The 13,590-nt window shown below is 70.1% G+C and carries 14 protein-coding genes; 1 reads left to right on the top strand and 13 read right to left on the bottom strand.

Translation table 11 applies throughout. From position 1 onward, the window contains the following. Nucleotides 1-25: 25 nt before the first annotated feature. The 8 genes from CAURIS_RS01515 to CAURIS_RS01480 all read right to left on the bottom strand — a co-directional run bounded on the left by CAURIS_RS01515 (nucleotide 26) and on the right by CAURIS_RS01480 (nucleotide 9,132). Nucleotides 26-2,596: a heavy metal translocating P-type ATPase gene (locus CAURIS_RS01515; RefSeq protein WP_290342471.1), complete on the bottom strand. Its 2,571-nt coding sequence runs from the start codon at nucleotides 2,594-2,596 to the stop codon at nucleotides 26-28. 6 nt (nucleotides 2,597-2,602) lie between these two features. Then, on the bottom strand, nucleotides 2,603-3,097 hold the full coding sequence (locus tag CAURIS_RS01510) for a hypothetical protein (protein ID WP_290342470.1): 495 nt from the start codon (nucleotides 3,095-3,097) through the stop codon (nucleotides 2,603-2,605). A 7-nt stretch (nucleotides 3,098-3,104) separates the two neighbouring features. Then, nucleotides 3,105-3,707: a hypothetical protein gene (locus CAURIS_RS01505; RefSeq protein ID WP_290342469.1), complete on the bottom strand. Its 603-nt coding sequence runs from the start codon at nucleotides 3,705-3,707 to the stop codon at nucleotides 3,105-3,107. Further along, on the bottom strand, nucleotides 3,700-4,647 hold the full coding sequence (gene hemB, locus CAURIS_RS01500; RefSeq protein ID WP_290343276.1) for a porphobilinogen synthase: 948 nt from the start codon (nucleotides 4,645-4,647) through the stop codon (nucleotides 3,700-3,702). The genes CAURIS_RS01505 and hemB overlap by 8 nt, the downstream gene beginning before the upstream one ends. Nucleotides 4,648-4,753: 106 nt before the next feature. After that, nucleotides 4,754-6,469, bottom strand: coding sequence for a bifunctional uroporphyrinogen-III C-methyltransferase/uroporphyrinogen-III synthase (locus tag CAURIS_RS01495; protein ID WP_290342468.1), 1,716 nt, complete (start codon nucleotides 6,467-6,469; stop codon nucleotides 4,754-4,756). Nucleotides 6,470-6,636: 167 nt separating this feature from the next. Continuing rightward, nucleotides 6,637-7,518: a hydroxymethylbilane synthase gene (hemC, locus tag CAURIS_RS01490; protein WP_290342467.1), complete on the bottom strand. Its 882-nt coding sequence runs from the start codon at nucleotides 7,516-7,518 to the stop codon at nucleotides 6,637-6,639. Then, a complete protein-coding gene (locus tag CAURIS_RS01485) occupies nucleotides 7,518-8,843 on the bottom strand; it encodes a glutamyl-tRNA reductase (protein WP_290342466.1) in 1,326 nt (441 codons plus the stop codon). The genes hemC and CAURIS_RS01485 overlap by 1 nt, the downstream gene beginning before the upstream one ends. 49 nt (nucleotides 8,844-8,892) lie before the next feature. Further along, nucleotides 8,893-9,132 carry a glutaredoxin family protein gene (locus CAURIS_RS01480; protein ID WP_290342465.1) on the bottom strand — a complete coding sequence of 80 codons (240 nt, stop codon included), beginning with the start codon at nucleotides 9,130-9,132 and terminating at the stop codon, nucleotides 8,893-8,895. A gap of 85 nt (nucleotides 9,133-9,217) precedes the next feature. Here CAURIS_RS01480 and CAURIS_RS01475 point away from each other — a divergent pair, with 85 nt between their 5' ends. Further along, complete coding sequence (locus CAURIS_RS01475) at nucleotides 9,218-10,270, top strand: HAD-IB family hydrolase (RefSeq protein WP_290342464.1); 1,053 nt, start codon at nucleotides 9,218-9,220, stop codon at nucleotides 10,268-10,270. A 45-nt stretch (nucleotides 10,271-10,315) separates the two neighbouring features. Here CAURIS_RS01475 and CAURIS_RS01470 read toward each other — a convergent pair whose 3' ends face one another. From CAURIS_RS01470 to CAURIS_RS01450, 5 genes are all read right to left on the bottom strand, one after another. Then, a complete protein-coding gene (locus tag CAURIS_RS01470; RefSeq protein WP_003855542.1) occupies nucleotides 10,316-10,417 on the bottom strand; it encodes a 30S ribosomal protein bS22 in 102 nt (33 codons plus the stop codon). A gap of 223 nt (nucleotides 10,418-10,640) precedes the next feature. After that, nucleotides 10,641-10,832 (bottom strand): helix-turn-helix domain-containing protein, encoded by a 192-nt coding sequence (locus tag CAURIS_RS01465; protein ID WP_019193846.1) that lies wholly within the window; start codon nucleotides 10,830-10,832, stop codon nucleotides 10,641-10,643. Between the two features lie 202 nt (nucleotides 10,833-11,034). Beyond that, nucleotides 11,035-11,868, bottom strand: coding sequence for a pyrroline-5-carboxylate reductase (proC, locus tag CAURIS_RS01460; RefSeq protein ID WP_290342461.1), 834 nt, complete (start codon nucleotides 11,866-11,868; stop codon nucleotides 11,035-11,037). A gap of 24 nt (nucleotides 11,869-11,892) precedes the next feature. Continuing rightward, nucleotides 11,893-12,642, bottom strand: coding sequence for an Rv0497 family membrane protein (locus tag CAURIS_RS01455; RefSeq protein WP_290342460.1), 750 nt, complete (start codon nucleotides 12,640-12,642; stop codon nucleotides 11,893-11,895). Further along, entirely contained in the window at nucleotides 12,642-13,586 is a 945-nt protein-coding gene (locus CAURIS_RS01450) for a Ppx/GppA family phosphatase (RefSeq protein ID WP_290342458.1), read from the bottom strand. The genes CAURIS_RS01455 and CAURIS_RS01450 overlap by 1 nt, the downstream gene beginning before the upstream one ends. Nucleotides 13,587-13,590: the final 4 nt, after the last annotated feature.

The following is a 13,590-nucleotide window of genomic DNA, read 5'->3' as shown; positions in this document are numbered from 1 at the left end:
CCTCCCCGAAAGCAGAATCCGCCTCCTAAGTGGGGAAACGCCGGGCGCGCGCGGAGCGGACCTCGATGAAGGTGGAGCTGCCCAGCATGAGTAGCGTCGCCCCCACCGGGGGCAGAAGGCCCACGACGGCGAGCACGATGGCCACGGCGTTGTAGGACCACGCGAAGAACATGTTCGAGTCGATGATCCGGCTCACCCGCCGCGCCAGGTCGACAAGCTGCGGCACCGCCATAACGTCCTGGCGCAGCATGACCACGTGCGCGGAGTCCTCCGCGCGGTTGAGCCGCGCGGCCACCGATTCCTCGGTGGCGTAGAGGATGCCCACGTCGGCGCCCTTAAGCGCGTCCACGATCGTGTGGTCGCCCACCATGGTTACGGTCGCCCCCTGGTTGCGCAGCGCGCGCACCGCCAGCGCCTTGCTCGGAGAGGGAATGCCGGCCAGGACATTGGACACCCCGAGGAAATCGGCGAAGCGGCGGGCGACGGGGTAGGTATCGCGGGTAAGCATGACGGTCTCTATTCCCATGTCCTCGAGCCGCTCCACGGCGTCGATCGCGTCGGGCTTCGCCGGGTCGTAGAGGGTGATCACGCCCCGGTCGCGGCCCTTCCAGCGCACCACCACGGGTGCGCCGCCGGTGGTGGCGGCGATGGCGAGGCGCCCGTGCAGGCTCGACAGGTTCGTCGGGCGCCACAGCGTGGCGTCGAGGTGCTCCACGCGCTCCTCCCCGTCGTCGTCCTCGAAGGTCAGGGCCAGCCGGCCCTTGAAGTCGCCCTCGGAGGTGATCTCGCCGTTGGTCAGCTCGATCCACACCGGCAGCGTGCTGTCCTTGGAGCGCGTGTCGCGCGATTCGCGCGCGGCCTTGACCAGCGCCCGCGCCATCGGGTGCGGCGACTCCGTCGCCAGGGCCGCCGCGATGCGCAGCACCAGGTCGGAATCCTCGCCGCGCTCGGCCGTGACCGTCTCCACGTACATCTGTGGGGTCACCAGCGTACCCACCCGGTTGAACACGACGGTGTCCGTGTTTTCCAGGCCGCGGAAGGTCTCGCCGTCGCGCAGCAGGATGCCGTTTCTCGCCGCGGCCTCGATGCCCAGGCGGATCGCCACCGCCGGAGAGATCGCCAGCGCCACCGGCGCCACCACCGCCAAAATCGCCACCGCCGTGGAGAAGGCCACGTTGGGGTTGCCGGTGACGAGGAACCACAGGCAAAAGTCCGCGAAGGCGATGAAGTAGGCCGCGGGGATGAGCATGCCCGCCGTGCGCGTGGATAGAAGCGCCGCCGCGTTCTCCCGGCGCGAGGCGTCCTCGACCCAGGAGTGGACCACGGACCAGCGCGTCGAATGGCCCGTGCGCACTGCACGCACCTTGACGCTGCCGCTGGCCACCACGGACCCGGCGTAGACGCGCGTGCCCACTTTCGCCTGGAGCGGCTCTCGGGCGTCGATAAGCGGGCGGCGAAGCTCGCACGAACCGCCGACGACGTCGCCGTCGACCGGGATGACCTCGCCCTGGTTGACCCTCACGTCGTGCCCCCGGTTGATCTCGGAGACGGGCAGTCGCTCCTCCACCACCTTGTCCGTCGCACGGCTGCGGCGAAAGACGGTGTACTCGCTGTCCGGGTCGGGGCTGCAAAGCTCCATGTCCCGCAGCAGGTAGGAGCGCACGCGCACGGAGTAGGCGCGCCCGACCAGGAGCATCGCGGTGACGCCGCAGGTGACGTCCAAGAAGATCTCCATCCCCTCCGAGGGGCGCGCGGAGAGCCAGCCGCTCGGCGAGCTCCACCCGAGCTCCCCGGCGGGGGTGAATACGAGCGCGCACAGCGACCACACGTAGGAGGCCAAAATGGCGATGGAGCTCGCGCCGTCCAGCGCCGGCATGCCGCGCCGCACGCCGCCGGCCATCGCCCGGTGGAAGGGGAAGGCGGACCACAGCGCCACCGGCGTGGCCAGCGCCAAGCACAGCCACTGCCAGCCGGAAAACTGCAGCTCCGGAACGTAGCTCAGTGCGCAGACCGGGATGGTGATCAGGATGGCCACCCACATCCGCAGCGGGGTGACCAGGTCCCGGGAGGTAAACAGCACGTCGGTGTGGCTCGCGCCCACCCGGCGCGATCCGCCGCGCATGAAACCCGCCGCGCGCTCGCGCGCGAGGTTGGCCTCCTCGTCGCGGCGCTGGCGGCGCATCTTGCCCGTCATCCCGCGGGTGCCCCGGCGCGGCAGGGGGTGCTCCGCGGCACGGCGGCCGATAGCGCGGCGCCGCAGCGTGGAATCCGACATGTCCGCGCGCACCCCGAAGGACTCGATGACCTCCACGATGCGGGCCGGGTCCATCTCACCCGAGGCGGTCACCCACGCCGTCGCGGACGGGTAGACCAGCCGGGCCGTCACGCCCTCGAGCCTGTCCAGCGCCTTTTCGATCTCACGCAGCTGCGGGGCGTCTTCCACGCCCGAAAGCTCGAAGGCGTAGGAGGCGTTGGGGCGCAGCAGGACGCCGCTGCGCTCGTGCGGGGTGTCGGGGTCGAATCCGGCGCTGCGCGCCGCGGACCGGGCGGCGTCGATCGATTCGTCGAGCTCATCGCCCGCGGGGTTGGCGGCCACGGGGCCCTACCCCTTTCCGCCCGAGCGCGCGGCGCGCACCCACTCGTTGGCCGCAGGGCGGAACATCAGCCACACGGCGACAGCGAGCAGCACGACGATAAAGAAGGAAGCCCAGCCGCTGACCCGCAGCGCGAAGGCGGCGATGTTCAGGAAGATGGCCAGCGCCGAAAAGCCCGCGGCGAAGCGCCGCGCCGGGGCGGAGCCACGCTGGAAGTACGCCGCCGCGGAGCCCAGCGCCAGAGCGAGGGCGATATTGCCCCAGGCCGTAAAGCGCATGTTCCTCATGAAGGGCTCGCGGAAAGCCTCGTCAGCGCCGTCGGGGAAGCCCCCGGAAAGCAGCATCATCCCGGTCAGCAGCATGAGCACGCACGCCGCGATGAACAGCCAGAAGGAGATGCGCAGGGGCTTCGGCCACTCGGCGCCCGCGGTTTCTCTCTGCTCTCTGTGGCGGCGGTTCGGGTCGTTGGGGTCGCTCACCATCGTGGGAAACATGCCGGCCATGGGTGCCCTACTTCTTCTCGTTGCTCGGTCCTGCGCCGCCTGTGCGCGGCTGCTTGCGCACGTGCTCGTGCACCTTGTCCTGCATAGCGTAAGCCACCGCGCACGCCCCGGCTGCCCCCACGATGATCTGCACCACGCCGTCAACGGCGAACAGTGCCACGGGTACCGTCGTGGAGCTGGGGCTGAGGAAGAACAGCACGAGGGCGCGGATGGCAAAGAACACGCCGAAAAACTGCAGCAGGCGCAGCGCGGCCTGGGCCCACGAGGCCTGCTTGACCACCGCGTGCGCCGCGAAGCCGAGCAGCACGATGACGAGCAGCTGGAACAGCGCCGCCGTCGCCACCGAGCCGTACATGGTGAGGGTGATCGTGGCGTCGCTGAGCTCCTCGCCTGTCGCCTCCGCGGCCTGGCGGGCGCTTTCGCGCAGCTGGCTCGGGTCCACCACGACCGCGGCCACCGAGAGGATCAGGTGCACGACCTCGCCGCCGAGCATGACGCAGAGGCAGCCGAGGAGGTAGCGCACGGGCTCGGGGAGCGTGTTCGTGTTTTTCCCGCCGCCGGGCACCGCGTCAGCGCTGACGTGGCTGGGCGATTCCGGGGCGCTAGCCATGAAGCTTCCTCGCGGCGTCGATGGCGAAGTAGGTGAGGATCTGGTCGGCCCCGGCGCGCTTGATGGAAACCAGCGATTCCATCATCACCGCGTCCAGGTCGAGCCAGCCGTTGCGGGCCGCCGCCTGCAGCATGGCGTACTCGCCCGAGACCTGGTAGGCGGCGACGGGCACCGGCGAAAGCTCCGCCACCTGGGACAGCACGTCCAGGTAGGGCAGGGCGGGCTTGACCATGACAAAGTCGGCGCCCTCCTCGATGTCGAGCTGCGCCTCCAGAAGCGACTCGCGCGCGTTTGCCGGGTCCTGCTGGTAGGTGCGCCGGTCCCCCGTCAACGATGAGCCGACGGCCTCGCGGAAGGGGCCGAAGAACGCGGAGGCGTACTTGGCGGAGTAGGCCATGATGGCCACGTCCTGCCAGCCGGCGGAGTCCAGGGCGGCACGGATCGCGGCGATTTGCCCGTCCATCATGCCCGAGGGGCTGACGATGTGGGCCCCGGCCTCGGCCTGCGCCACCGCCATCTGCGCGTAGCAGTCGAGCGTGTCGTCGTTGAGCACGACCTCGTTGCCGAAGCGGTCGCTGCCCACGACGCCGCAGTGGCCGTGGTCGGTGAACTCGTCGAGGCAGGTGTCCGCCATGATGAGCAGGTCGCTGCCGAACTCCTCGCGCATGGCGCGCAGGGCGCGGTTGAGAATGCCGTCTTCGGCCCACGCCTGAGAGCCGGTGGCGTCCTTGTCCTCCGCGCGCGGCACCCCGAACAGGTCGACGCAGCGCACGCCGGCCTCGAGCGCCTCGTGGCCGATCGCTTTGAGCGAGTCGATCGTGTGCTGGCACTGGCCCGGCATGGAGCTAATCTCGCGCTTCGCGTCGATCCCGTCCGCCACGAACAGCGGCAGGATCAGGTCGGAGGGGTGAAGGCGCGTCTCCGCCACCAGCTCGCGCATGGCGGGGTGGGAGCGGAGGCGCCGGGGGCGGCGGGTGATTTCGTAGGAAGACACGCCCCCATCCTAAGACCTCGCCCGGACACGGCGAAACGCGCGGGCGCGGGCCTTACTCGCCCTCGGCGGGCTTGCGCCGGGCCCGGCGCTTCTTGCGCGGCGGCGGCAGCTGCCCGGCGTTGCGCAGGGAGGCGACGTGGGCCGCGAGGGCGTCGACAAGCGAGGGCACGTCGGCGACCTCGGGCACGACGTCGACGCGCAGCCCCTGCTCGCGGGCCTCGGCGGCGGTCATCGGCCCGATGCAGGCGATGATCGTGCGCGCGTGCGGCTTGCCCGCGATGCCCACCAGGTTCTTCACCGTGGAGGCCGAGGTGAAGCAGACCGCGTCGAAGCCGCCGGTCTTGATCATCTCGCGCACCTCGGGCGGCGGCGGGGCCGCGCGGACGGTGCGGTAGGCCACGACGTCGTCGACCTCCCAGCTCTTCTCCCGCAGCCCGTCCACGAGCACGTCGGTGCCCAAATCGGCGCGCGGCAGCAGCACGCGCGAGACCGGGTCGATGTCCTCGACGTACTCGGGGAAGACCTCGACGAGGCCAGCGGCGTTCTGCTTGGTGCGGTGCGGCAAAAGCTCCGGCACCATGCCGCGGGAGCGCAGCGCCTCGGCGGTCTTGCCGCCCACCGCGGCGAGGTGCACCCCGGCGAACGAGCGGGCGTCGAGCCCCAGCTCCGCGAACTTGTCCCACACGGTGCGCACCGCGTTGACGGAGGTGAACACGATCCACTGGAAGCGGCCCTCGACGATGCCCTTGATGGCGCGGTCGAGCTGCGCCGGGTTACGCGGCGGCTCCAGGGAAATGGTGGGCACGGACTGCGGGATCGCCCCGCACGAGCTCAGCCGCGCGTTCATCACACCGGCCTGCTCCTTCGCGCGCGGCACGAGGACGCGCCAGCCGTAGAGCGGGCGGTTTTCCCACCAGGAGTATTTGCTGCGGTCGTCGACGGCGGCGCCGATGGTGACCACCAGGTTGCCGGACAGGTCGGCGTCGATCCGGCTCACCGTCTCCAGCGTCGCCTCGAAGGTGCGCTGCAGGCGGGTGGTGCCGTTGGTGGTCACGGTCAGCGGGGTCGTTCCCGCGAAGCCGCGCTCGCCGAGCTCGGCGGCGATAGTCTCCAGCTGCTCGGCCACGGCCTGGAAGACCAGCGGCTGCGGTGCCGCCGCCAGCTGGTCCCAGTCCACGCCGTCCGACAGGTTCGACAGGTCCGTCTCGGTGTAGGTCGAGCCCAGGGCGATGCCGGCGAAGGAGGGCACCGTCGAGGGCAAGGACATCCCCGGCACCACCTGGAACTCCAGGCCGGCGTTCGCCACCGCCGAGATCTCCTCCATCACGGCGTCGCGGGTCAGAGGGTTGCCTGCCACGAGGCGCACCACATCGCCTTCGCCGTCCTCGCCGCGCTCAATGGCGGCCGCGGCCTCGTCGAGGGCGGCACGCAGCTTCTCGACGATCCCCTCGCCGCCCAGGTCGCTCTCGGCGAGCTCCGCCGCCGTCGGCGGAGCCGGGCGCGGGGGCCGCCGCCGCGCCCCGGCCGCTTTGGCCTCCTCGCACATGCGCTCGTAGCGCTCCTCCGCCTCCTTCAGCTTCTGCGCGGGGACGGCGAGCTTGGCGCCAACGACGTTTCGCACCCCCTGAAGAACCGCGGGTTCAACGAGGGCGATAGAGTTGGTTTCCATCACCTCGCGTGCGCGAACGGTGAGCAGCTCCGGGTTGCCCGGGCCTGCGCCGACGAAGATGACCTTCCCCGGCTGGGGGGTAATCGAGGGCATTGTCATTCAGGGTTCTTTTCTAAGGCGTAAAGAGAGGTGACCCGCCCCGGCCCGCCGGCACGCCCGCGAAGGGGGCCACGTGCGCCGCGGCAGATCACTGTGTGCTAAGTGCTAGATACACCTTAAAGTGAACAGCCCCCGAAACAAAAACCGCCGAACGCGCGCCTGGGGCCTTAGCCCATGAGCTCAGCGGCGCCGCGCTCGATGAGTCGTGCGGCGAGCCGGCGACCCAGGGCTGCGCCGTCGGCGCCCGCACCCTCCTCCACGAGCTGGGCGGAGCCGTCCAGCGCGAACACCCCGGCGCGCAGGGTGATCTGCTCGCCTTCAACGCGCGCGTAGGCGGCGACGGGGGCGGTGCAGCCCGCCTCGAGGGTGGCCAGCACCTGGCGCTCGGCGGCGGCGCAGCGCGTGGCGGCCGGGTCCACCAGCGAGTCGATCGCGGCGCGCGCTGCCGCGTCGTCGACCCGGCATTCCACCGCCAGCGCCCCCTGCGCCGGGGCGGGCATGACAACCTCCGGCGCGAAGACCTCGGTGGCGCGCTCGGCGTGGCCGCCGCGCGCCAGCCCCGCGTAGGCGAGGATGACCGCGTCGAGCTCGCCGCTGGTGACGTAGCCCATGCGCGTTTCGATGTTGCCGCGCAGCGGGCGGATGTCCAGGTCCGGCCGCAGCGCCTTGAGCTGCGAAACGCGCCGCGGCGCCGACGTTCCCACGCGCGCGCCTTCAGGCAGGTCGCTTAAGCCCATCCCGTCGCGGGCGATGAGCGCTTCCCGGTTGTCCTCGCGCTGCGGCACGACGAGGTGGGCGCGGGGTTCGGCGGCGGTGGGCAGGTCCTTGAAGGAGTGCACGGCGACGTCGACCGAGGCACCGAAGAGCGCGTCGCGCAGCGCCGAGGTGAACACGCCCACGCCGATGCGTTCGACCGGGTCGGTGGACAGGTCGCCGGCGGTGGTGACCACTTTCAGTTCCGCGTCGTAGCCCGCGGCCTTCAGCGCGTCGCGCACGTGCCCGGCCTGCGTGGTGGCCAGTGCCGAGCCGCGCGTTCCAATTCTGAGCATCAGTTCTCCTTCTTTCGCATCTCCTCGAGCCGCGGCAGCCGCGCCGCGTCCACCGCGACGGCGGCGGTGCCGATGCCGAATAGCTCCTCGAGGGCCGTTTCCACGCTGACGGTCTCGGCGTTCGCCGCGAGCTCCTTAATCTTCACCGTCGGGTTGTGCAAAAGCTTGTCGACGACCCGCCGGACCGTCCGCGACACCTGCTCGAAGTCCTCCTCGCCGAGCGTGGGCACCCGTGCGCGCAGCCGGTCGAGCTCGGCCTCGGTGACCTCGTTGGCCGCCCGCCGCAGCTGCGCCACCGCCGGGCCGACCTCGCGCACCCGCTGCTGGGTGCTGAAGGCCTCGACCTCCTCGGCGAGGATCGCCTCGGCGGCGCGGTGCGCCTGGCTGTCTTTCGTATCGCCCTCGAGCATCGTCTTGTGTAGGTACTCGATGTTGACCAGGTGGACGCCCTCGTGGGCGGCGACGGCGTCGTCAATATCGCGCGGCAGGGACAGGTCAGCGAGCATGACGGGCCCGGAGATGTCCTCGGGCGTGATGGTGAACTCGCCGCTCGCGGTGGCGGAGACGGCGATGTCCACGCGGGCCAGCGCCCCGGCTCGCGCGTTGAAGTCGACGACCTCGGCGGCCACGCCGGCCTCCCTGGAGTGCTCGGCGAGCCGCTCGGCGCGCGAGCGCGTCCTGTTCGCGATGATCAGCTTGTCCACCCCCAGCCTGCCCAGGTGCGTGGCGGACAGCGAGGCCATTGCCCCCGCGCCGAGGATAAGCGCGGTGGTGCCGCGGAAATCCTCGACGCCCATGATCCGCCTGGCCTGGTCGAAGGCGAGCGTGACCATCGAGGCGCCGGCGTCGTCAATGTCGGTCTCGGCGTGGACGCGCTTGCCCGCGTGCAGCGCGGACTGCGCCAGCGCGTGCAGCCCCGGCCCGGCCGTGCCACGCCGCGCCGCGTCCTGGTAGCTGGCGCGCACCTGACCGATGATCTGCTGCTCGCCCACCACCATCGAGTCGAGGCCCGCGGCCACCGTCATCATGTGTTCGGCGGCGGCGTCGGCGTAGCGCACGTAAAGGTAGCTGCGCAGCTCCGCCTCCGACACCCGGGAAGTGGCGGCGAGGACGCGCAGGACGTCGTCGACACCCGTGTGGAAGGAGTTGGTCACCGCGTACACCTCGAGGCGGTTGCACGTGGAGATGATCATGGCCTCCGACAGCGAAGGCTGGCCCAGCAGCGCCGTCGAGGTTTCTTCCTGCACGGAGGCGTCCATGCTGAGCCGCTCCAGGAGCGCCACGGGTGCCGAGCGGTGCGACATCCCAACGACGAGAACACTCACGTAATCCCTCCGAAACGTCTCAAAATCAAACTAAAGTATAGCCGGGGCGTCAGGAGAGCTCGGCGGCCAGGTCCTCGTTGTCAACTTCCCAGCAGGCGAACTCCTCGCCGTCGATCACCACGACGGGCACCCTGTCCCCGTACTCCAGGGCCAACTCGGGGTCAGCGGCCTTGTCGACGTCGACAAGCGAAAGGCTCGCCCCATGCTTGGCGACGACCGGCGCGATCTGCTCCGCGACACGAGCGCACGAGCCGCAGCTCTCCCGCACCATGAGCTCCACTTTTCTCATCACAACTCCCTGCCAAGCGTTCGACGCCCCGACGGCTTACCATAGTCACGGTACTCCCCCATCCATCGAAAGGCTGATAACCTCCATGAGCGCGGACTTTGGCCCTCTGCCCGGCAGCGATTTCCTCGCCCAATGGTCCGTCTCCCACGGCAACCTCCGGCGCTTCCTCGAGGACACGGCGATGCCGCCGCTCGACGACGACGCCCAGCGCACCGCCGGCGAGGCCGCCGCCGCGGCGGCCGTGGACGAGACCTTCGGCCTCGACCTGAAGGAGTTCGCCCTCGGCGTCGACTCCGTCAGCGGCGCCTTCGCCTCCGCCGGCGCCTCCACCATCACCGCCCCCGACCCCGACATCCCGCAGGACGCCGAGGCCGCCGCCTTCTTCGACATCGACAACACCCTGATCCAGGGCTCCTCGCTCGTGCAGCTCGCCGCGGGGCTGGCGCGCCACCGCTACATCACCCCGCGCGAGCTGTTACCGGCGCTGGTCAAGCAGCTGCGCTTTCGCCTCAGCGGCAGCGAAAACCACGAGGACATCGCCTCCGGGCGCGAGCACGCCCTCGACCTCGTCCGGGGCAAAAGCGTAGAAGAGCTGCGCCAACTGTGCGGGGAGATCGTGGACCAGCAGGTGGTGAGCAAGGCCTACCAGCCGACCATCGAGCTGGCCGCAATGCACATCGCCGCCGGCCAGCAGGTGTGGCTCGTCTCCGCCACGCCCGTGCAGATCGGCCAGGCGCTCGCCCAGCGGCTCGGCTTCACCGGCGCCCTCGGCACGGTCGCGGAGGAGCAGGACGGCTACTTCACCGGCCGCCTCGTCGGCGACATCCTGCACGGGCCCGGCAAAAAGCACGCGGTGGCGGCGCTCGCGGCGATCCAGCGGCTCGACCTCAAGCAGTGCACGGCCTACTCCGACAGCATCAACGACATACCCATGTTGTCCATGGTGGGCACACCGGTGGCCATCAACCCCGACCGCGCGCTGCGCGCTCACGCGCACTCCGCGGGGTGGGCGGTGCGCGAGTACCGCCGCGTCCGGCGCGTCACGCGGGGCAGGCCGGCGCCCGTCGCGGCGGCAGCAGTCGGCGCCGCCCTCGTCCTCGGCGCGTGGGCGTGGTGGCGCCGCACCCAGAGCGCGTGAAAAGGCCCACACCGCGGCGGGGCGGTGTGGGCCTCATGCTCGGGCTTACTTGCCGAGCTTACGACGCTGCACGCGGGTGCGGCGCAGCATCTTGCGGTGCTTCTTCTTCGACATGCGCTTGCGGCGCTTCTTGATCACTGAACCCATAAGGCTTCCTCGTTTCTTGTGGTTGTACGTACAGACCTGCCGACGGGCGCGATATGCAAGGTGGGCGGTGGAGGTGCACTCTCCGGGTCGCCCGCGCCGCTACCGGCCTGAATGTTCCCAGCATAGCGCCCGCGCCGCGGCAGACCAAAAAACCCGTAGCGTGGAAAACTCCAGCCCGCCCCCGTTTTGCGCAGGGCGGGCTGGAACGCGGCGGTGCCGGGGACTAGCCGACGTCGTACACAGAGGAGTCGAGGTAGTCACTGACCGCCTTCTCGCTCACCCGGAAGGAACGGCCCACCCGCACGGCAGGCAGCTCACCGGAGTGAACGAGCCTGTAGACCGTCATCTTGGAAACGCGCATGATCTCCGCGACCTCGGCGACGGTGAGGAACTTGCCCTTTTCTTCATTAGCCATAAATAGTTAACCCTTCAAGCACGGTCGCGCTGCAGGCTTCCCCTCCCGCAGGACGAACGCGCACGTGCTGCAACCAGCCTAGCGTGAACGGTGGGCTGGGTGCGACTCAAGTGCCGAAAAATTTGCAGAGTTTTCCCAGTCAACACCCCGGCACTGGTGTGACGCAACGCGCTTCGCGCAAGAATGCGGCCTCTACCCCCAGTTATGCGCCCAGCTCGCGCGCGCGCCGCGCGCAGGCCTCGGCCGCGCGATAGACGCTGCCGCGCAGCCCGGACTCCTCGAACTCGCGGATCGCCGCCACCGTGGTTCCCGCCGGCGAGCTCACGGCGTGGCGCAACTCGGCCGGGGAGCGGCCCGCCGCCAACATCTCCCCGGCGCCGGCGGCGGTGGCGCGCGCCAGCTTCTCCGCCGTCTCCCGGGGCAGGCCGAGGCTCACCCCGGCGTCGACGAGCGCCTCGGTAAACAGGAAGTAGTACGCGGGGCCCGACCCGGAGACGGCAGTGGCGACGTCGATAAGCGCCTCATCGAGCCCCACCACCTCGCCCGTCGCGGCGAGGATCCGGGTGATCGCCTCGCGCTGGCTGTCCTCAACGTAGCGCCCAAAGGCCGCGAGGTGGACGCCGCGGCCCACGAGCATCGGCGTGTTGGGCATGACGCGGGCAACCGGCGCCCCCGCGGACGAGGCCGCGCTTTCCATCGCGGGGATGGTCACCCCGGCGGCCATGGACACCAGCGCCGTGGCGACGTCGTTTTGCGCCACCGTGTCGCTGATCTCCTCGATCACCCCGAGGATCTGGTGCGGCTTGACGCACAGGAAGCACACGTCGGCGTCGACCGCCGCCTCGTTGTTGTCGGCGGTGGTGACCACGCCGTAGCGCTCCGCAAGGTCCTCGCTGCGCGCCGTTGTGCGGTTCGTGGCGGTGATGCGGGCCGGGTCGAAACCGGCCTCGACCAGCCCGGCGATCAACGCCTCGCCGATGTTGCCGGCCCCGATGACGGCGACCTTGTCTACCGCGATGTCAGGTGTGGAGTTCATGCCCCCCAGGGTGCCACAGCCTGGCTACACAATCAGCGCCGGGCCGAAGGCCATGACCGCGCCGGCGACCCCCGCCAGAAGCATCGTCACCGCGTCGCGGCCGGTGCGCAGCGCACGCACGCCGAAGACGATGGCCACCACCACGACCAGGGCGATGAGCGCCGCGACGACCGTCTGCGTGTTCGCCCAGATCCACTGGAACCCGAGGAAGCCGCCGACGCCGGCGGCGAGCCCGAGCAGGACCAGCAGCACGAGCATGAACGGGTTGATCGACCCGTTTTCCTCGTCCGCCTCAGGCGCCTCGGCCGCGACCGCGGTCGAGCCCTCCTCGCGCTCCTTCACGGCGGGCATGACGCCGGTGTCCTCCGGGCCTGGGACCACGCCGATCACGGACGTATCGTCATCAGCCACGGCAGCACGCTTCACGACGCCCTGCCGGTCGCCCTCCCCGAGCTCCGGCTGCTTCTCCTCAGCCGGCTGTTCCTCCCCGGTGGGCTGTTCTTCCTCGGTGGGCTGCTCCGGTTCCGTCTGCTCCGGTTCGGGCTTCTCGGCGGGCTTTTCGGGTTCCGCGGGCGCGTCGAGGGGGACGCTGGAGTGCTTCGACTCGGCCGGCTGCGCCTCGACCTTCTTCAGCGACCCGGTCAGCTCGGCGACGGACACTCCGCCGTCGTCAATGCTGCGGCGACGCCGCGGGCGCGAAGCGGCGCCGTCGCGGTTCTCGCTTCCCGCCCGGGCAAGAAGCTCGGCAACGGTGAGCTGCTTGTCCTCCGACATTAGACGTCAACTCCTTGGTCGTGTCCTTGATCCATCCGCCTGAGAATCACGCCTTCGCGCAACGCCCACGGGCAGATATCCAACTTATCAAGATTAAGCGCACGCATGGCAGCTTCCGCAACCAGGGCACCCGCGACAATCTGGTGGGAGCGGTCCGCGTTGATGCCCTCGAGCTCCGCGCGGTCGGCGGCGGTCATGCGGGAGATAAACGCGATGAGCTGGCGCAGGCCCGGCGCCGTGAGCGTGCGGCGCACGAAGGGCCCGGCCGAGGAGGGAGCGGCGCCGGTCAGGCGCGCGAGCGAGCGGAACGTCTTGGAGGTGCCCACCGCCAGCCCCGGCTCGCCGAGAGCCCGGAACTTCTCGGCGGGCCCGGCCAGCTCGGCGTCGATGTAATCGCGCAGCATGTTGATCTTCTTGCGTTCCGGCGGGTCCGTGTCGAACCACTGGTGGGTGAGGCGGCCGGCGCCCAGCTCGAGGGAGACCGCGAGGTCCGGGGTCTCCTCCATCCCGCTCGAAATCTCCAGGGAGCCGCCGCCGATGTCGAGGTTGGTGATCCGCCCGGCTGACCAGCCGTGCCAGCGCCGCGCGGCGAGGAAGGTCAGCCGCGCCTCCTCCTCGCCCGACAGGATGCGCAGCTCCACGCCGGTGTGCTTCTCCACCTTCTTCAGCACGTCGCCGGCGTTTGTGGCGGAGCGCACGGCGGACGTCGCAAAGGCGAGTAACTGCTCGCACTTCAGCTTCTCGGCGAGGTCCTTTGCTTCTTGGACGGTGTCGATGAGCTTGGCCACGCCCTTGTCCTCGATGTTGCCGTGCTTGTCCAACATCTCCACGAGCCTGAGTGGCTGCTTCCAATCGCTCATCGGGGTCGGGCGCCCACCGGCGTGGGCGTCCACCGCCACGAGGTGAACGGTGTTGCTGCCAACGTCTAATACACCTAGTCGCACACCC

The sequence above is a fragment of the Corynebacterium auris genome (assembly GCF_030408575.1).
Taxonomy (GTDB): domain Bacteria; phylum Actinomycetota; class Actinomycetes; order Mycobacteriales; family Mycobacteriaceae; genus Corynebacterium; species Corynebacterium auris.
The sequence above is the reverse complement of the archived record's forward strand: the minus strand, read 5'-3'. Positions and strand labels throughout refer to the sequence as shown.